The following is a 20,328-nucleotide window of genomic DNA, read 5'->3' as shown; positions in this document are numbered from 1 at the left end:
AATTTTTGATAGGATATTAAATTCCTTATTTTTACAGAAATATTTATTATATGAAAAAAATTCAGATGGTTGACTTGCAAAGTCAGTATTACAAAATAAAGAATGATGTAGACAATGCAGTGTTGAATGTAATGGATTCTGCGGCATTTATTAACGGTCCTGAAGTAAAGTCTTTCCAGAATGAATTGGAGTCTTATTTAGAAGTAAAACATGTGATTCCATGTGCTAATGGTACAGATGCATTACAGATTGCCCTTATGGCTTTAGATCTGAAAGAAGGAGATGAGATCATTACAGCAGATTTTACTTTTGCAGCAACCGTAGAAGTTATTCATTTGCTTAAATTAAAATCAGTATTGGTAGATGTGGATTATGATACATTCACAATTTCTACAGAACAGATTAAAAAGGCGATTACGCCAAGAACAAAAGCGATTATTCCGGTACATATTTTTGGGCAATGTGCCAATATGGAGGAGATTTTGAAAATTGCTGAAGAGCATAATTTATATGTAATTGAAGATAATGCTCAGGCAATCGGTTCAGAATATACATTCTCTGATGGAACTGTAAAACAGGCAGGAACAATGTCTACAGTAGGGACAACGTCTTTCTTCCCTTCAAAAAACCTGGGATGCTATGGAGATGGTGGTGCTATTTTTACCAATAATGATGAGCTGGCTCACCGTTTAAGAGGAATTGTAAACCATGGAATGTATGAAAGATATTACCACGATGAGGTAGGAGTTAACTCCCGTTTAGATAGTATTCAGGCTGCAGTATTAAGAAAAAAACTTCCTCACCTTGATTCTTACAACGAAGCAAGAAGAAGGGCTGCAGATTACTATGATGAAGCTTTCGAAGGAAATCCAAATATTCTGACTCCAAAAAGAGCTGAAAATTCTACTCACGTATTCCATCAGTATACATTAAGAATCCTGAACGGAAAACGTAATGAACTTCAGAAATTCCTGACAGAAAAAGAAATTCCTGCAATGATTTATTATCCGGTTGCATTAAGAAAGCAGAAAGCCTATTTCCAGGAAAGCAATGACGCCGATTTTGTGAATACAGACAAACTTCTGGATCAGGTAATATCTCTGCCGATGCATACAGAATTAGACGAAGAGCAGCTGAAGTATATTACGGATGCCGTGCTTGAGTTTATGAGATAATTAATGAAAAATAGAATATTTAAATATAGAATAGTTGGAATAGTGGTATTTCTATTCGAATTGTTTTTACTTTTTTTATTTGGCTTTGGTACTTATGATTCATTTATAGAATTGAGTATTGAACGGATATTTTCGGTAGAGAGTTTTATTTTTCTCTTTGCAGCGTTCATATTTATAAGCACACTTTTAAGTTTAATTTCACTTATACTTAAAAACAAAAAAGCTATTCTTTATTTAAATTTAAACTATATTTTGATTGTATTATTTTTTGTTTCGGGATACATTAAAATCTTGATTGAGAAATCGTTTGAAGAAGGTGATATTTTTAAATTATTTTTCACCTTTTCTGTTATAACAGCTTTTCTCGTGATAACCAATGTTTTTAAAAATAAAAAAGTACAATTTTTAGAACTTGACGATATAGGAAAACGCAAAGATTAAAAAATAAAGATGGCAATACTTGTTACGGGAGGACTTGGATATATTGGTTCTCATACGGTTGTGGAACTTATCAATAGCGGCTTTGAAGTGGTTATCGTAGATGATTTATCCAACACGGAGCGGTTTATTTTAAATAATATAGAGGAAATTACAGGCAAAAAGCCTATTTTCTACCCCTTTGATTTAAGAAGAAAAGAACTTCTTACCCAGGTTTTTGACGCCCATCAGATTGATGGATGTATTAATTTTGCAGCATCAAAAGCTGTAGGAGAGAGTCAGATAAAACCTGTAGACTATTATGAAAATAATTTATTCTCATTAATTAATATTCTTCAGGAATTTAAAGAAAGACAAATTTCTAATTTTATTTTCAGTTCATCCTGTACAGTTTATGGACAGGCGGATGAAATGCCGATTGATGAAGATACACCGTTAAAAGCACCGGAAAGTGTATATGGGAAAACAAAACAGATGGGAGAGCAGATTCTTATTGATTTTGCTAACGCCTATCACCGAAAAATATCGTTGTTAAGATATTTTAATCCGATAGGAGCACACCCGTCTGCAAAACTTGGAGAACTGCCAATAGGAGTTCCTAATAATTTAGTGCCATACGTAATGCAGACTGCCTCAGGAATTCGTGAAAAACTGAACGTCTGGGGAGATGATTATGGTACAGAGGATGGAACAGCTGTTCGTGATTATATTTATGTGGTGGATCTTGCCAAAGCGCATGTTGCAGCTATAAAGAAATTAATGGAAGATCCTTCCGAAGAAGCTTTGATTGATATCTATAATCTGGGAACAGGCAAAGGATCATCAGTTCTGGAAGTTGTGAAAGCTTTTGAGAAGGCTAATAACGTGGAGGTACCTTATCAAATCTGCGCAAGAAGAGAAGGAGATATTACCATCGCATACGCTAATCCGCAAAAAGCTGAGAAAGAGCTCAACTGGAAGTCTGAAACCTCTCTGGAAGAATCTTTAAGAACAGTCTGGGAATGGCAGAAATATTTAGACACCAGAAATTCGTAAATTTAGGTGGCCGGAAATATACTGTTATTTGAAAAGAATAATTTAAAACAACTATAACAAATTACAAAAACACCTTCTTTGAATTATGGTCTTTTTCCTATTTAAAAGAAAATCCATTTCAATGAAGTTTTAATTTAAAATTAATATGAAGACACAAAGAATAGGTATTACATTTTCCTCATTTGACTTATTGCACGCAGGACACATCAAAATGCTTGAAGAAGCTAAAACCGTATGTGACTATTTAATCGTAGGACTTCAGATTGATCCGTCCCACGACCGTCCCAATAAAAATAAGCCAAGTCAGACTATCGTTGAGCGTTATATTCAGCTGAAAGCTGTAAATGCGGTAGATGAGATTATTCCTTATTACACGGAAGAAGACCTGCTGGATATTCTGAAATCATTTGTAATTGATGTAAGAATCATTGGAGATGATTATATGGATAAGGACTTTACTGGTAAACAGTATTGTGAAGAAAAAGGAATTGAAATCTTTTACAACAAAAGAGACCATAGATTTTCCACCAGTGATCTGAGAAGAAGAATTTATGAAGCTGAAAAAGATAAATATTCAAAACCTGAACCTGTAAAATAAATTTTCAGGCAAAATATTTCAAATATTATAAATGATAAAAAACAGCTGTAAACAGAGACTTTACAGCTGTTTTTCGTTTTTAAGGCTTTTCTATTTAAAATCTTTTTCAATGAGGTTCAGGAAATCAAAAAACATTTCTTTCCAATGGTTTATTTTGGTTCCGTCTTCTTTTATTTCTTCAAAATTATGGTTGCAGTTCAGATAAACTTTGCTTTTAAGATTTGTTTTTCTGTGGCGGATGAATTCTGCCGTAATTAAATCGCTGGTTTCTACAGGAACCTTATCATCATGGCTTCCAATGGTAACGAAGATTGGGATTTTTAACTTCAGGAGATTTTCTATGGGCGGTTCGTTTATGGCAGTATTCCATTTATAAGTATCACCATTGAAATAGTCTTTTACAGAATCCGGATTTTGATAAACCTGATTGTAGCCTTTCATCAATTCATCAATTTTATCCTGGGCTTGGGCAGCGCTTAATTTTGCTTCCTGCATTTGCCTTCTGATGAAGAGTATATCATTAAATATCTGAGGTGTCGCATTCCCTGCCGAAAAACAAATATGGGTGATATTTTTGTTGATAGTGGCTAGCTTTGCAACCACATCACTGCCTTCAGAATGACCAAGAACAGCAATTGTTTTTGCGTTGGGATAGATTTTTTTCTTTATATAATTAATAACCTTATTGGCAGTTTCAGCTCTCTCTAAGACATTATTCCTACGTATAAAGGTCTGGGATGGAGTATAATTATTTAAAGTTTTTGCGTAGTAAGGAAGTCCAACTTTTTGTATATAAACGAATGCATAGTCTTTAGGAAACTCAGCCATTAATTTTTTTGGATAATTATTATAACAGCAGGGTTCTTTATCATCACCATTTACAATGGGCAAATCGCCACTACCTTGCAAATAGAGAAAAACTTTTTCTTTTGTTAAATGATCGGATGTATGAATATAAAAACGGATAGTATCACCTTTATCCGGAATGATGTATTCTTTAAGTTTTTGTTTGTCGGGAGTCTGCGCCAAAGTGAGTAGGGGAAAAAAAAGTAGAATTAACAGGTTTCTTTGAAATTGTCTCATGGCTTATTTTTAGTTTCGAAGATATAATTTTTATATGTTATAGATTTACATTAATAAATTTCACGAACTGAAAACTATTTATTTAAATTAAGCATAAAAAAAATCCCGAAAGTTAATTTCGGGATTTTTTTTGTATTACATCGGGCCGCCTTGTTGGTCGTCGCCTGCTGCATTGGAATTGATATCCTTTTTCTTCTTAGGTTGATCTACTTTTTCACCCTGCTTGAATCTATAAGTGAAAGATAAGGCAAACTGTCTTGGCTGCCACTGCATATAGTTTCTTCTTGTATAATCACTGTTGAAGCTGAACACTTCTCTGCTTCTTGTATTAAAAATATCCTGAATATTGAAGGAAATTGTTCCGTCACCTTTCATAATGGTTTTTGAAGCACCAAGATTCAGTGCATACATATCCTGAGTATTTTGGTTAGCCGCTTTCTGTGCTCCTCTATAGAATCCCTGTAACTGTACGCTTAATGTTTTGTCAAGTTTGAATGTGGTATTCAGACGTGCTCTCGTAGAGAATCCGTTTCCTGTAAAATTCATATTACGGGTTTGCAGCTGACTGTTTTTGTCTAAAGCAGTATAATAAGCAATTCCCGTTGTTTTATATCCAAACATATCAAGGCTACCCATTATTTTCAACCATGCAAAAGGATCGTAAGTAAAGTTCAGATCCAAACCATATCGGTCATCATTCCCTAGGTTGATTGGTTTTGTATAGAATACTCCAAGACTTTCATCAGGTCTGTACACCAGCATTTTAGTGTCATCTGTTGCATGTCTGTAATATAAAGTAGGGTTAATTGTAAATTTCTTTTTGGTAATATTATAACCTACTTCAAATGAGTCTACGTAAGATGGGTTCAAATCGATATTTCCTTCAAAAATATTCTGGCTGTTGCTGTAATTGGGGAAAGGTACCATAAAGAAAGACCTAGGTCTGTCTATTCTTCTGGAATAATTAACCAAAATCTGGTTATTCTTAGATACATCATAGCTTAAGAATACACTCGGAAACAGATTGTTGTAATTCTTAGTCTTATTGATCGGGGGATCATTAGGGTTCTGATTGATGTAATTGATCTTAACATTGGAAAGTTCATCCCTTAATCCCAGTTGGTATCCGAAATTTCCGATCTTACTTCTGAACTGAAGGTAAAATGCATTGAAAATTTCCCTGTAATCTGTGTTATTGTTATAGTTCGGAATATATTTATTCCCGGAGGTACTGCTTACAAAATTATCATAAGTATTATCATTGACGTCTAATCTGTATCCTGCTTCAAGCTTAGATTGTTCTCCGATTGGAAGTTCATAATCTGCTTTTCCGATCACTGTTTTGGTTACCGCATGTCTTCTGGTCACATCATTTACATCAGGAAGGAGGTCGTTGGTCTCAAGGATATTAGCGTTATTATTGCTTCTGTTTCTTTGCAAACTCAACGAAACAGATAAATTCTGTCCCTTATCATCAAATTTGTGATCTAAACCTATATCTCCCTGGAAAGCTAAGTTATTGAATACGCTTTTAGAATCTCTGTTTCCGTAAGGGTTCAATAAGTTCCACTTTCCTGCTATAGAGCTCATATCATTGGGCGAATCTCTGAAAAATCTGTAGAAACTGTCATAAGTATCAAGAATTTCATTTCCGTCTCCTTCAAATGTTCTTACCAGCCCGGTTAGATTAATGGATGTCTTTTCAGACAAATCATATACAAAACCAGCACTTACATTATAGTTTTTATTATAAGTATTATTCACCGAGTTTTGCAGCTGATGCACAAGCACATCATCCGGTTGTTTAAAAGGAACTACATTAGGAAATTGAAGGTTGTGGTAAGTTGTTTCCGAATTGTTCTTAGTCTTGTTTTCTGTGTAGCCGCCGCCGCCATTCAAAAACCAGGTCCAGTTATTTTTTCTCCAGCTTAAGTTGGTATTCAGGGCAGTTCTCGGGTAATAGCCTAATGTCCCTACAACGCTACCGTTAAACCCGATCTTTTTATTCTTTTTAAGGATGATATTAAGGATACCGGAAGTTCCGCTTGCTTCAAATTTAGAAGAAGGGTTGGTAATAACCTCAATTCTCTCAATCTGATCTGCCGGAATACTCTGCAATGCATTAGCGCCATCATCAATTCCCAGAAGGGCAGAAGGCTTACCGTTGATCAGAAATTTTACATTGGAGCTGCCTCTCATAGAAACCGTACCATCAGTATCTACGGAAACAGAAGGAACGTTCGTTAAAACATCCTGAAGACTTCCTCCTTTGCTTACGATATCCTGTGAAGGATCATATGTTTTTTTATCAAGTTCTACTTTATAAGGCTTAGTTGCAGCTGCAGTGATAACAACCCCTTGAATTTCATTTGTTTTCCCATCAATTGTTGTAGCCGCTTCAGGTTCAATGGATAAAGCCCCGATATTGCCTGATGCAGGGATGTTTTTGGTGACTACGCTTTTTTTGTAATCAATAGCCTCAACGGTAATGTCATATTCTCCTGGAGCAAGCTGTAGCTTGTACTGTCCTTTTTCATCTGTCAGAACAGCATCACTTAATGATTTGTTTGCTTTGTTGCTGAAAGTTACGGAAGCATAAGGAACCGGCTGGTTTTTCTTATTGACAATCGTTCCTGAAATTCCTGCTTTTTCCTGTGCAAAAGCCATTGCTGCCGCCGAAAGTACTAATGTAAGTCCTAAAGTTTTTCTTGTGAAAATATTGACAATTTCTGTCTTATTCTTCATAGGTTATTTTTTTGTATAAAATCGTGAAAGGATAACCCGTAATATTTTGAATATCTATATCAATTTGATTGTCAAAATATTATGATTTATTTATTATTTTTCTAGCTGTTAAATTTTAGGTGCTTTCTAAGCTTATTTTATATTTTTTGAGTTGAGCCAGTCCTGATAAGCCTTAGCATTTACAGCATGTTCTTCAGCGCTTGCCGTAAATTTATGATATCCAAATCTTGCCGGATCAGCACACATAAATATATAATTGTTGTTTTCAGCATTTAAGACCGCATCTATTGAGTTCTTATCTACCACGCAGATAGGTCCCGGAGGAATACCCGCATTGGCATATGTATTATAAGGAGATGGGGTAGACAAATGCTTATAAAATACCCTTTTAATAGGTTCTTTAAAATTAGTTTGTTTATTGATCGCATAAATTACCGTAGGATCAGACTGAAGTTTCATTCCTTTTCTGTAACGGTTTAAATACAATCCTGCAATCGTTCTCATTTCATCTTTCTTTCCTCCGGATTCTTTATAAACAATAGAAGCCAGTGCATAGATCTGATCTCTGGTAAGGCCAGACTGCTGCTCCTTGTTTTTTCTCTCACTCGTCCAGAAAGTATTATACTGATTTTCAAATTTTGAGAAAAACTCTCTCGGACTTACCGTCCAGAAAAAATTATAAGTATCGATGAAAAAATATTTTTTTAAATCCTCAACACTTTTATAACCTTTCTCCTGAGCTACCGCATCAAGATCATTCACAAAATGCAGAGAGTCCAGTTCTGTTTTTTTGGTTACCTTACCAATCATCTGATACATATCTCCAAAATCTCCAATTCTGAAGGAGTTTGCGGTCTGATTACCCGCTTTGATCATATTAACAAGGTCTGTGTTTCCTGTTCCGTTTTTGATCTGATAACGTCCTGCTTTAAAATTAGCAGCAAGATTTTTATCATTGGCTACAGCTTCAAAAGATTCCTTGTCTTTAATATAAGGAGCAATAGAATCCAGAATCTGTTTGAACCCCGCTTTATGTGGAATCAGAACATAACCCTCTTTTTCTACGTTATTTCCATAATATTTATTATAAAATCTCAAACCAAAAAATCCTACAACTACAAAAACCAGCAGAATGATAATGAGAATAGCTTTTTTCATTCTTATAAATGTTGATTAAAAGTTTTTTATTTTTAAAGATTAGTTTTACCTCTAAAAACTTGTTTTGCAGGTCCTTCCAGCCAAATGTTCTTAAAAGAATCTCCGCTTTTTTCTGCATATACTTTGAGGTTTCCACCTAAAGTTTTAACTTTTACAGAGGTTAGATTGTGTTTTTCAAGAAAAGTTAAAGCAGAAGCTGTAACTCCGGTACCACAACTGTAAGTTTCGTCCTCAACGCCTCGTTCATAGGTTCTTACAAAAATCTCATCATCGGAAATTTTTTCTACAAAGTTGACATTGATTCCTCTTTCTTTATAATTTTCGGAATTTCTGATCCCGTTTCCTTCAGTATATACATCATATTCCGGAAGATTATCCACGTATTTTACATAGTGAGGAGAACCTGTATTCAGAACAAAGTCGTTTCCATCGTGAGAAATTGTATCTACGTCTATCATTTTCAGTTTAATAATCCCATTATGGATTTCAGCATCATGTTCTCCGTCTATCGCAATGAACTTACATTTATCTTCAAAAATGTCAAGGAAAAAAGCAAAGGCTACAAGACATCTTCCTCCGTTTCCGCACATGGTACTTTCTCCTCCGTCAGAATTATAGTAAACCATTTTAAAATCGTACTCAGGATCATTTTCCAGAAGAATAAGCCCGTCTGCACCTATTCCAAAACGTCTGTCACATAATTTTTCAATGGTGGTTTTGTCTTTGGGAAACTGAAGATCACGGTTGTCTATCATTACAAAATCATTCCCAGTTCCCTGATATTTATAAAATTCCATATTTTTTTTGTCTAAAATGAAGAAGCAAAATTAGTATATTTAAAATGAAAAACGAACAGTGTTAGCTGTTCGTTTCCTTATTTATAATCGTTTTATCTAAAGCCGCCTCCGCTGCTCTGTTGTCTGCTGCTTGAGCTGCTGCTTTGGCTGCCTGAGCTATTTCTAAATCCGCCACCTGAAGATTCGGACCTGCTGCTTTCGGAATTTCTGAATCCTCCGCTGCTTTGATTTCTGAATCCACTGTTATTCTGGTTCTGGCTGCCCTGATTATTTTGGTAACCGCTGCTTTGGTTTCTGAAACCACTGTTGCTGTTGGAATTTCTGAATCCGCTATTGTTTTGATTACTCTGGTTATTCTGGTAACCGTTGTTTTGGTTTCTGAATCCACTATTGCTGTTGGTGTTTCTGTTATTATTAAAACCTCCGCTATTGTTATAAGAACCGTTACTATTGGTAGTACGTGTGTTCTGGAAACCGTTTTCTGGTCTGCTAGAAGTAGAAGATCTTCTTTCTACATATACTTTTCTTCTGGTATTATTATAGTTGTAGTAATAATAAGGCATGCCGTTATCATAGTAATAATTTACATTGTTTCTGTAATAATAGCCGTCATTTCCCCAATATCCGCCGCTTCCATAATATCCGGAAGGAGCATAGTAGTATCCGTTATTATAATAGGGATCACCATAATAACCACCATTGCTTCCGTATCCGTCCGTATATGCTAAACAAGATGTTAAACTGGTAATAGCAAAAATACTGACTGCTATTTTAAATAAATTTTTCATGACTTTATTGTACTTTTTTCTTTAAAACTTTTTTTCCAATTAAGGTATCCTAAGATAGCCATTATAGTAAATACCAAATATTGAACCGAAGTGATTCCAAGTCCCTTAAAAATCATCATAGGCATACAAATAAAGTCTCCGATAATCCAGAAAATCCAGTTCTCAATGCGCTGTTTGGCCATAAACCACATTCCTACTAAAAAAATTGAAGTAGTGAAGACATCCATCCAGTTGGCCCAGTCCAGATGATATAATCCGAGACTCGTTCCTTCCATAGAAAATTTATTGTCGATATAAGGCTTATAATAGTAGATAAGCGTTACCAGCGCGAGGCTCAGTATAAAAAGTATAGATGCATAGAACCATTCTTTTCTGGTGGCCCAGGTAACATCCACATGAATATGGTCTTCCGAATTCTTCGCCCACAGAATCCATCCGTAAATACTCATTACAGAATAATACACATTGATCAGACAGTCTCCCAATAAACCGAAATTGTAAAGAATGTATACATAGATCAGAGTAGAAATAATTCCCGTAGGGTATACCCAGATATTTTTTTTAATAGAAAAGTAAACACTTAACGTTCCGAAAACAGCTCCGGAAGCTTCCAGTATAATCTGTAAAGCATCATAGTTTTCATAAGGCTTTACAAAAAGATCATATAAATTCATGTGATCAAAAATAAATAAAAATTAACACTTGCGGAAATAGGGTAAATGAGGTGTCTGTAAGGAATTGAAAGTTTTTAATGTAAAATAAATGATGAAAATTTAACGATTAACGTGAGAGTTTCTAAATTTTTTATATTTTCGTAAATCCTTAATAAATAAAAAAACATGTCGAAAATTTGGGTTAAGAAGCCGCTAAGTGCCTATGAGGCAGATATGAAGAAAAGTGAGCTGAAAAAAGTCCTTGGAAAATGGAGTTTAACAGCAATTGGAGTGGGTGCTATCATCGGTGGTGGAATCTTTGTTCTTACCGGAACCGGAGCCTATTATCATGCAGGTCCTGCGCTTGCAATCTCCTTTATTATAGCAGGTCTTGCCTGCGTTTTTGCTGCACTGTGTTATGCAGAGTTTGCATCAATTATTCCTGTAGAAGGTTCTGCTTATGCCTATGCGTACGGAACAGTAGGAGAAATTTTTGCATGGGCAATGGGGTGGTGTCTCATTCTGGAGTATGCTATGGCGAGTATGGCGGTTTCCGTGAGCTGGTCCGGATACTTTAACAAGTTTTTGAAAATTTTTAATATTCATTTGCCCGCCTATCTCACATCAGATCCGGCGAGTTATACAGGTGAAGGTTTTTCAATGAATCTTCCTGCATTTATTCTTGTTCTTTTGATCACTGCATTATTGGTGAAAGGAACTAAAGAAGCTGCAGGAGCTAACAACTTAATCGTTCTTTTGAAAACAGCAGCTGTTATTTTTGTAATTATTGCTGGGGTTTATATTATCTTTTCAAATACAGATCTTTATAATGCGGCTGATGGAGTTAAGAACTGGAAGCCTTTCATACCGGATCAGGTGAAGATAAGGAACTCCGAGGGAGATATGGTCTCCGCCTATGGTATTCAGGGAATTATTTCCGGAGCTGCAGCTATCTTCTTTGCTTATATCGGCTTTGATGCTGTTTCTACACAAGCAGGAGAAGCTATTAATCCTAAGAAAGATGTACCTTTTGCAATTATCGCTTCATTATTGATATGTACTGCTTTATATATTTGTGTATCTCTTGTATTAACAGGGATGATGCATTATTCAGACTTTAATCCGGAAGGAAAATATCCTGATGCAATTAAAGCTCCGGTAGCGTATGCTTTTGAAATTGCAGGAAAACATTGGGCAAGTAATATCGTAACGATTGCTGCTACTGTAGGATTGATTTCCGTAGTAATGGTAATGATGATGGGACAGTCCAGAATCTTTATCGGAATGGCAAAAGACGGTTTGATTCCAAGATTCTTTGGTGAACTTCACCCGAAAACAAAAACTCCTTATAAAGGAATTATCCTTTTAGGTATTGTGGTTGCACTTATTGCAGCACTTACACCAATTTCAACGCTTGCTGATATGACCAGTTTCGGGACTTTGTTTGCATTTACCTTAGTTTGTATTGCCGTTTGGGTAATGAGAAAGAAAGAACCTACTCTGATCAGACCATTTAAAGTTCCTGCTTATAAAGTTGTAGTAGCTTTAGGTGTAATTATTAACTTATACCTGATCTATAATTTAAGTGACCATGCAAAAGAACTGTCTGCCGGTTGGTTATTACTGGGAGCTATTGTATATTTTGTTTATGGTAAAAGAAACAGTAAACTAAATAATCCTGAGAAATACCAGGATGCAGATTAATAATATAAACCGCTTCGGCGGTTTTTTTTGTTTTTAAATAATATAATATGAAAAAGATTTTCTCCATTTTATTGATGTCCGTGGGATTCATCGCGTTTTCCCAACAGGTAGAAAGCATCGAGACGATTCTTAATGATAAAATCAGTATCAGAGCTATTGAGCTGTATGATCATAAGGTTTGGTACAGCGGAACAGATTCCAAATTCGGGTTTGTGGATCTTAAAGATCATAAAAATCAGAAACAGATTAAATTATCTGATGACAAACTTCAATTCAGAACGTTAGGGCAGGATAAAACGTCTTTTTATGCCATAAACATAGAAAGCCCGTGTCGTTTCTATAAGATAGATAAAAAGGACCTGAAGTCTCAGATTGTTTTTAAAGACACAGCCAAAACAGCTTTCTATGATGCTTTGCATTTTGTGAATGATAAACTGGCATATACTTTCAGTGATTCAGATAAAGATCTTCTGTTGAAGCTCGCAGTGTACAGAGATGGAAAATGGAGTATGCTGAAAAGCAGTTTGAAGCTCAATGAAGGAGAAGCCGCCTTTGCAGCCAGCAATACCAATATTTCTTCAACAGGAAAATATATGTGGATCGCTACCGGAGGTAAGGCTTCAAGAATCTTAAGAATGAATCTTAAAAATGAGAATATTGAAGTATTCAATACACCTTTTGTACAGGGAGAATCTTCTCAGGGGATGTATTCCATAGATTTTGCTGACGATCGTTTCGGAGTTGCAGTAGGAGGAGATTATACCAAACAAGAAGCCAATATCAATAATATCGCAACGACCAATGATGGCGGACAATCGTGGCAGATTCAGGCTTCGGGACAAAATGCAGGCTATATGACCTGTGTAAAGATCAAACCAGGTTCCAAAGGAAAAGAGATGATTGCTGTAGGAGACCAGAACATCAGTTACTCTTCAGATTTTGGAAAAACGTGGAAGAAGATTTCCGATGAAAAAGGATTTTTTGTTTGTGAATGGATAGATGACAATAAAATAGTATTTGCCGGAAATTATAGGATTTCAGTATTGAAATTGAAATTTTAAAATTGAAAGAACTACATTTAACAAGTCAAAATAAATAGTAATGATGAAAATGATTAAAAATAGACCCTTGATTATAGGAGTTATTCTGTCAGCGCTTGTTTTATCAGCCTGCAAGAAAGAAGAAAAAAAAGCAGCGGACAAAACAGCAGATCGTTTAACGGCTTCACCGGAAGGTAATGCACCGGATTCCGTAAATCTGGCTGCAGAAGAGCCGGCGTTTCAGCCTGAAACAGCAGATGAAACAACCGCAGAAAAACTTAAATTATATTTGAGAGATTATCTGAAAGCTGATTTGCCATCACTTGAGGCCTCAGACCGTAAGTTTTCTTTTTATGCAATTGATCTTAATAACGACAAAAAAGATGAATACTTTATTTCGCTTTCAGGGCGAGGGTTTTGTGGAAGTGGCGGCTGTACTTTTCTGTTGCTGGACAATAACTTGAAACTGATCAACAGATTTACGGTAATGAGAGGGCCTGTCTTCAGAAGCTCATCGGTAACAGACGGGTGGAATGACCTTATTTTGAAAGGAAGCAATAATAAGTATATTCATTTGAAATGGGATGCTAAAGCAGGGAAATATCCTTCTAATCCATCTGTGGTTAAAGAAACGGATATAGCTCCGGCAGGACATGATTTTATCATGTGGGATGATGATTTCTCAAGAGCTAAGCCATTTACATTTTAAATGGTATACGAATACTCAGAATATTAAACACCAAAGATTATTTCTTCGGTGTTTTTTGTTTTTGTAATAGTAGAAATAGAATTTATCATTAGATCTTAAAAACCAGCAACAGCCGTATTTAGATTCATTATAAAATAGAACCTAATATAATTCATAGGTTAAAATTCATAACTAATGGTTAATTTTGTAGGATGAATTTTAATAATGTTAAATTTCATGCCCCTATAAAATTTTAATTTTCAAATGAACTCTTTAATAGATAAGTATAATATTCCCGGACCACGTTACACTTCTTATCCTACTGTTCCGTATTGGGATGATTCCACATTTTCACCGGAAAAATGGAAAGAAAGCGTCATCAGGTCTTTTCATGAAAGCAATGCTGAGGAGGGGATTTCTATTTATATCCATTTGCCTTTCTGTGAGGCATTGTGTACATTCTGTGCCTGCCACAAACGTATTACAAAACAACACAGTGTTGAAATTCCGTATCTGGAAAGTGTTTTAAAAGAATGGAAGTTATATCTTGATCTTTTCAACGAAAAACCAAAGTTAAAAGAGCTGCATCTTGGAGGCGGTACTCCTACTTTTTTCTCTCCTGAAAATCTAAGAACTTTATTGGAAGGGATTTTTGGAACGGTGGAAATTGCAGAACATCCGGAATTCTCTTTCGAAGGACATCCGAATAATACCACCAGAGAACATCTTCAGACTTTATATGATCTTGGATTCAGAAGGGTAAGTTTCGGCGTCCAGGATTATGATCCGAAAGTGCAGAAAGCAATCAACAGAATTCAGCCTTTTGAAAATGTAAAAGCCGTTACGGAATGGGCGAAGGAGATTGGATACAGAGGAATCAGCCATGATTTGGTTTTCGGACTGCCACACCAGAATTGGGAAGCAATGGAACATACCATTAGAAAAACAATGGAGCTGAAGCCGGACAGACTGGCATTTTATTCCTATGCACATGTTCCATGGGTAAAAGGAGTAGGGCAAAGAGGATTTGATGAGAATGATCTTCCAAGCGGAGAAGAAAAACGCCGTTTGTATGAAGATGGTAAAAAACTGCTTCAGGATTTAGGATATATTGAGGTTGGAATGGATCATTTCTCTTTAGAACATGATGATCTGTATCAATCATTAATCCATAAAAAACTTCACAGGAACTTTATGGGATATACTTCAAGTAATACCCAATTGATGGTAGGACTTGGAATGTCTGCCATTTCAGACTCGTGGTATGCGTTTGCCCAGAACGTAAAAACAGTGGAAGAGTATCAGAAAATGGTGGAAGAAGGGCAAATTCCTGTAGTGAAAGGACATGTATTAAATGAAGAAGATTTGACGGTAAGAAGACATATTCTGAACCTGATGTGCCAGCTTGAAACCACTTTTAACAGCAATAATTCATTCCCGGAACTTGAAAATGCCCTGGAAATGCTGAAAGAAATGGAAAATGACGGTTTGGTTGAAATCAACGGAACTGAAATTAAAATTACTGAAGAAGGAAGAGCTTTTACAAGAAATGTAGCCATGGTTTTTGACCTTAGAATGTTGAGAAATAAACCGGAAACGAGAATTTTCTCCATGACAATATAAAAATAAAAGCGGTTCAGATCTGAACCGCTTTTTATTTGCTTTTAAATTTTAGTTGAAGTCTTATGTTGTGTACAGTGCTTGTTATGGAGCAGCTGTCTTCCTGAATATAAACTGAAAGTTTAGGAAGGTAGTTCACGAAACATGATATGTTAAAAAATAATTCTATTTAATAATCAATTTCTGACTGTAAGATTTCAGCTCCCCGGATTTCAGATTGATAAAATACACCCCTGCCGGGATGCCGGAAATATTGATGGCTTTACCGTTGGTCATTTGATCCGCTGTTAAAACTTTTCTTCCTTCCGAACTGATGATTTCCAAGGTTGTTTTTTTATCCTTAATACCATCAATAAAAATCTCTTTTGAAGCAGGATTAGGATAAACTTTTATGCTGGCTAAAGCATTTTCCTGAGTGCTTAAAGTTCCCGTGGAGATTTTAAAAATTTTTCCACTGTTAACGGCTGCTACATACAATTCTTTTTGATTATCTTCCCCAAAAGTAGAGAAATTATTTCCGGTATAAGGAGAAGTCCAGGTTATGGCATTATTGGTATCCAGAATTCCGATTTGTGTGGAACAATAGTCCGCAAAAAAATACTTTCCCTGGAGTGAAGGATATTGATTTCCTCTGTACACATAGCCTCCGGTAATGGAACATTTTCCTCCGGAATGGTCATATACGGCTATAGGAAAGGTCATTGTAGATTGAGCCGGACATCCTGTGGTATTGTAAGCGCTGTTTCCTTCATAACACCGCCATCCGTAATTTAAACCAGCTTGTGTAATCGGCATTTTATTGATTTCTTCGATGTTTCCCTGGCCTACATCGGCAATCATAGCATTTCCGGTAGACAGGTCAAAAGAAAACTTCCATGCATTTCGGAGTCCGTAGGCCCATATTTCATCAGCTCCATCTACACCAGCTCCTGCAAAGGGATTATCAGGAGGGATATTGTAAGGGCCTGTGGCATCCACATCTATTCTCAGCATTTTTCCGAGTAGGACATTTTTATTTTGAGAATTATTATTCGGATCACCGCCACTTCCGCCGTCACCGGTAATAATCCATAATTTTCCGTCAGGAGCAAAATGAATGCTTCCTCCGTTATGATTATCAAAAGGCTTCGGGATATTCAGCAGTATTTTTTCAGAATTAGGATCAGCAATATTGGGATCAGCTGAGCTTACAGTGTATCTTGCAACAACCACATTTCCGGCTGTATTGTTGTAATACACAAAAAAATACCCGTTGGTAGAGTACTGTGGATGAAATGCTAATCCCAGGAGACCTCTTTCTCCGCCAAAAACAATCTTTGAAGAAATATTCAGAAAATTAGTGGTATTCACTGTTCCGTTGGGCTGAACAATCTTTATCATACCGTTTTGCTGTACAACGAAGAGCCTGCTGTCATTGGCATTCGTAATCTCTACAGGACTCGTAAGTCCGGTCACAAATTCTTCCAGATTAATGCTTTGAGCATTAACAATTAAAGAAGAAAAAATACTAATGGTAAAAAGTAGATTTTTCATAATATTTTGATAGTTAGTGTGTTGAAATATGAATGAAAATTTTATACCAATCATATTTTGAAAATTTAATTAAGATACCACGAAATAATTATTAAATCTCAAATAGAAATGAGAATACCAATATCTCTGAAAATAAACCATTTCTGTTGTTAAAAATTCATAAAATACAAGAAAATCATTATATTTGCCGACTTAATTTAACGTAGTTATAACAAAATGCAAGGAAAAGGACTTATTACAATTGTCGCTATTGTACTAGGGTTGATTTGCTTAAACGAGCTATTACCAACATGGTACGCCAGCAAAATTGAAAAGCAGGCGACTGCTATTGCAGGAGACAATCCGGAGAAGTATCAGAAAGAAATCGCAAGACTTTCTAAGGATACTTTGAATCTAGGATTCACAAAACTTTATTACACAAGAGCCAAAGACAAGGAAATGAAACTTGGTCTTGACTTGAAAGGAGGGATCAACGTTCTTTTGGAAATCAACCAAAGAGACCTTGTGAATGATTTAACCAATTATTCTACCAATCCTGTTCTTATTGAGGCTCTAAACAAAACCGATGAAGTACAAAAGAATTCTACAAGATCTTACATCGATAATTTCTTCGATCAGTTTGATGCAGTGAACCAAGCTAAAGGTACTAACCTTAAGTTGGCAGATCCGGAAATTTTCGGAAATACCACACTTACTGAGGTAAAGTATAATACTCCTGATGATCAGGTGAAAAGCATTGTTAAAAGAAAAATTGATGCATCTGTAGGAACGGCTTTCGAGGTAATCAGAACAAGAATTGATAAGCTTGGAGCTATTCAGCCAAATGTTCAGAGAGTACCTGGTACTGCTAGAATTTCTGTGGAAATGCCTGGTATGAAGGACATCGATAAAGTGAAAAAAATGCTTCAGACTTCTGCAAAACTTCAGTTCTGGGAAGTACAACAAGTTCCTGAAATTGCACCTTATTTCCAGACTTTAACAACTATGGTTGCTGCAAAAGGAGATTCTATGGGAGTTGCAAAGAATGTGAACTTCATGAACCTTTTACAGCTTGACAAATTAAGAACGAATGGTGTTGCTAACGTAAAATTATCTGATACAGCTGCTGTTAACAAGATTTTAAACAGCAAAGTAGGGATCTCTTTACGTCCGGCTAACATTAAATATACACAGTTTATGTGGGGTTACAAGCCTGAAGCTACAGATGCTGAAAGTTTGGTATTGTATGCAATCAGAGGTAACATCAATCAAAAAGCTCCGGTAGACGGTGCAGTAGAAACAGCAAGCATCAGCTATGACGAACTTGGAAGAGTAGTGGTAGATATGCAGATGGATTCCAAAGGAGCAAAAGAATGGAAAACATTAACAGAGAAAAACGTTGGAAAACCTGTTGCAGTAACTCTTGATAACAGAGTATACACAGCTCCGAATGTTGTGAATGCTATTCCTAACGGTAGAACTCAGATCTCTGGTAACTTCTCTCAGGAAGAAGCTAAAGAACTGGTAGACGTTTTAGGAGCAGGTAAATTACCAGCAGGTGCAAAAGTAGTTCAGGCTACGGTTGTAGGGCCATCATTAGGTCAGGAAGCGATTGATTCCGGTTTAATGTCATTCCTTATTGCATTCGCAATTATTATTGTTTATATCATTTTCTACTACGGTGGAGCTGGTGTTTATGCAGTAATTGCAATGGTGATCAACCTATTCTATATTTTCGGTATCATGGATTCAGGAGACTTTACGCTTACGCTTCCAGGTATCGCGGGTATCGTTCTTACAATGGCCGTTGCCGTAGATACGAACGTTATCATTTATGAAAGAACCAAAGAAGAATTATTTGCCGGGAAAGGTATCCTTGAAGCATATAAAGATGGTTTCAAACATGCATTAAATGCGATTATTGACGGTCACACTACTACTTTCCTAACGGCAGTTGTATTGTTCTTCTTCGGAACAGGGCCTATTAAAGGTTTCGCATTAACATTGATGATCGGTATCGCGATGACATTATTTACATCCGTACTGCTTTCAAGAGTGATGATCTTCTCAAGATTAAATAAAGGAAAAGGACTTTCTGTTTGGACTCCGGCTACAAAGAATTTATTCAGAAATACATGGATAGACTTCATCGGAAAGAGAAAATATGCATATATCATTTCTGCGGTTCTTACCGTTGTATGTATCATTTCAATAGCCACTCATGGTTTTAAATATGGTATCGACTTTACTGGTGGTAGAAACTATGTAGTGAGATTTGATAAAGATGTAAAAGCTGAAGATGTTGAAGAAAAATTAGTCGCTTTATTCAAAACAGAAGACGGTAAAAACTCTTCCGTAGAAGCTAAGACTTTCGGAAATAACAGACAATTAAAGATCTCTACGGACTACCTTATCCAGGATGAATCTTTAAAAGCTGACCAGATTATAGAACAGAAATTATTTGAAGGTTTAAAATCAAACTTACCAGCAGGAACAACATTGAAAGATTTCAAATCTGCTGATAAAGATCATGCAGGAATTATTTCTTCTGAAAAAGTAGGACCTTCCGTTGCTGATGATATTCAGACTCATGGTATTTATGCGGTTTTAGCTGCTTTGGCAATGATCTTCATCTATATTTTGGTGAGATTTAGAAAATGGCAGTTCTCCCTTGGTGCGGTTGCAGCATTATTCCACGATGCGGTAATTATTTTGGGAACTTATTCATTACTTCACAAGTATATGCCGTTCAACATGGAGATCAACCAGGATTTCATTGCTGCGATCCTTACAGTATTAGGATACTCAATCAATGATACAGTAATTATCTTCGACAGAATTAGAGAATATCTGAGAGAGAAAAAATCTTTAACATTGGCCGGTTTATTTGACGACTCTATTTCAAGTACATTGGGTAGAACATTTAACACCTCGTTCACTACGATTTTGGTAATCCTTGCGATCTTTATTTTCGGAGGTGACAACCTGAGAGGATTTATGTTTGCCATGTTGATTGGTATCGGTTTCGGTACTTATTCATCTATCTTCGTTGCATCTGCAATTGCTTATGACTTCCTTAAAAAAGGAAAAGAAGAAGAAGTACATGGGAAGTCTACTTCCAACAAAGAAGTAGCAACTTCAAAGTAATATAAACTACAATAAATTAGTAAAGGCCGTTTCGAAAGAAATGGCCTTTTTTATAACACTCATACATTGGAAACACAGGCAGGCTGGACGGGAGTTTAAAATTTTATCCTTCTGTTTTTGGTGCGTGTTTTCAATTTGAACTTTTCA

The 20,328-nt window shown here is 35.9% G+C and carries 16 protein-coding genes; 9 read left to right on the top strand and 7 right to left on the bottom strand.

Translation table 11 applies throughout. The annotated features are described in order from the left end of the window. Window positions 1–50 precede the first annotated feature (50 nt). The 4 genes from F3J23_RS12965 to F3J23_RS12950 all read left to right on the top strand — a co-directional run bounded on the left by F3J23_RS12965 (window position 51) and on the right by F3J23_RS12950 (window position 3,246). On the top strand, window positions 51–1,175 hold the full coding sequence (locus F3J23_RS12965) for a DegT/DnrJ/EryC1/StrS family aminotransferase (RefSeq protein ID WP_167029489.1): 1,125 nt from the start codon (window positions 51–53) through the stop codon (window positions 1,173–1,175). A 3-nt stretch (window positions 1,176–1,178) separates the two neighbouring features. Next, window positions 1,179–1,616, top strand: coding sequence for a hypothetical protein (locus tag F3J23_RS12960; RefSeq protein ID WP_167029486.1), 438 nt, complete (start codon window positions 1,179–1,181; stop codon window positions 1,614–1,616). A 9-nt stretch (window positions 1,617–1,625) separates the two neighbouring features. Continuing rightward, window positions 1,626–2,648: a UDP-glucose 4-epimerase GalE gene (galE, locus tag F3J23_RS12955; protein ID WP_167029483.1), complete on the top strand. Its 1,023-nt coding sequence runs from the start codon at window positions 1,626–1,628 to the stop codon at window positions 2,646–2,648. Between the two features lie 145 nt (window positions 2,649–2,793). Beyond that, entirely contained in the window at window positions 2,794–3,246 is a 453-nt protein-coding gene (locus F3J23_RS12950; protein ID WP_167029481.1) for an adenylyltransferase/cytidyltransferase family protein, read from the top strand. Between the two features lie 90 nt (window positions 3,247–3,336). On the opposite strand, the gene F3J23_RS12945 is transcribed toward F3J23_RS12950, so the two are convergent. From F3J23_RS12945 to pnuC, 6 genes are all read right to left on the bottom strand, one after another. Further along, entirely contained in the window at window positions 3,337–4,329 is a 993-nt protein-coding gene (locus F3J23_RS12945) for an acyl-CoA thioester hydrolase/BAAT C-terminal domain-containing protein (RefSeq protein ID WP_167029478.1), read from the bottom strand. A gap of 135 nt (window positions 4,330–4,464) precedes the next feature. Then, window positions 4,465–7,074, bottom strand: coding sequence for a TonB-dependent receptor domain-containing protein (locus F3J23_RS12940; RefSeq protein ID WP_167029475.1), 2,610 nt, complete (start codon window positions 7,072–7,074; stop codon window positions 4,465–4,467). 132 nt (window positions 7,075–7,206) lie between these two features. Further along, window positions 7,207–8,232 carry an endolytic transglycosylase MltG gene (gene mltG / locus F3J23_RS12935; protein ID WP_167029472.1) on the bottom strand — a complete coding sequence of 342 codons (1,026 nt, stop codon included), beginning with the start codon at window positions 8,230–8,232 and terminating at the stop codon, window positions 7,207–7,209. Between the two features lie 32 nt (window positions 8,233–8,264). After that, window positions 8,265–9,029, bottom strand: coding sequence for a diaminopimelate epimerase (gene dapF, locus F3J23_RS12930; RefSeq protein ID WP_167029469.1), 765 nt, complete (start codon window positions 9,027–9,029; stop codon window positions 8,265–8,267). 92 nt (window positions 9,030–9,121) lie between these two features. Further along, a complete protein-coding gene (locus F3J23_RS12925) occupies window positions 9,122–9,817 on the bottom strand; it encodes a hypothetical protein (RefSeq protein WP_167029466.1) in 696 nt (231 codons plus the stop codon). Further along, on the bottom strand, window positions 9,814–10,491 hold the full coding sequence (gene pnuC, locus F3J23_RS12920) for a nicotinamide riboside transporter PnuC (RefSeq protein ID WP_167029463.1): 678 nt from the start codon (window positions 10,489–10,491) through the stop codon (window positions 9,814–9,816). The genes F3J23_RS12925 and pnuC overlap by 4 nt, the downstream gene beginning before the upstream one ends. Window positions 10,492–10,656: 165 nt before the next feature. Between pnuC and F3J23_RS12915 the strand changes: the two genes are divergently transcribed. From F3J23_RS12915 to hemN, 4 genes are all read left to right on the top strand, one after another. Next, entirely contained in the window at window positions 10,657–12,174 is a 1,518-nt protein-coding gene (locus tag F3J23_RS12915) for an amino acid permease (RefSeq protein WP_167029460.1), read from the top strand. Window positions 12,175–12,221: 47 nt separating this feature from the next. Next, entirely contained in the window at window positions 12,222–13,235 is a 1,014-nt protein-coding gene (locus tag F3J23_RS12910) for a WD40/YVTN/BNR-like repeat-containing protein (RefSeq protein WP_167029457.1), read from the top strand. Between the two features lie 49 nt (window positions 13,236–13,284). Beyond that, window positions 13,285–13,923 (top strand): hypothetical protein, encoded by a 639-nt coding sequence (locus F3J23_RS12905; protein ID WP_167029455.1) that lies wholly within the window; start codon window positions 13,285–13,287, stop codon window positions 13,921–13,923. A 243-nt stretch (window positions 13,924–14,166) separates the two neighbouring features. After that, complete coding sequence (gene hemN / locus F3J23_RS12900) at window positions 14,167–15,525, top strand: oxygen-independent coproporphyrinogen III oxidase (protein WP_167029452.1); 1,359 nt, start codon at window positions 14,167–14,169, stop codon at window positions 15,523–15,525. Window positions 15,526–15,687: 162 nt separating this feature from the next. Here the strand turns inward: hemN and F3J23_RS12895 are convergent, their stop codons facing one another. Further along, window positions 15,688–17,055, bottom strand: a complete 1,368-nt coding sequence (locus F3J23_RS12895) for a PQQ-dependent sugar dehydrogenase (protein ID WP_167029449.1) — start codon at window positions 17,053–17,055, stop codon at window positions 15,688–15,690. Between the two features lie 216 nt (window positions 17,056–17,271). Here F3J23_RS12895 and secD point away from each other — a divergent pair, with 216 nt between their 5' ends. Next, complete coding sequence (gene secD / locus F3J23_RS12890) at window positions 17,272–20,181, top strand: protein translocase subunit SecD (protein ID WP_167029446.1); 2,910 nt, start codon at window positions 17,272–17,274, stop codon at window positions 20,179–20,181. Window positions 20,182–20,328 lie beyond the last annotated feature (147 nt).

It is taken from the genome of Chryseobacterium sp. Tr-659, from assembly GCF_011752975.1.
GTDB lineage: Bacteria > Bacteroidota > Bacteroidia > Flavobacteriales > Weeksellaceae > Chryseobacterium.
Note: the sequence above shows the minus strand (reverse complement) of the source record. Positions and strands in the feature narration are given on the sequence as shown.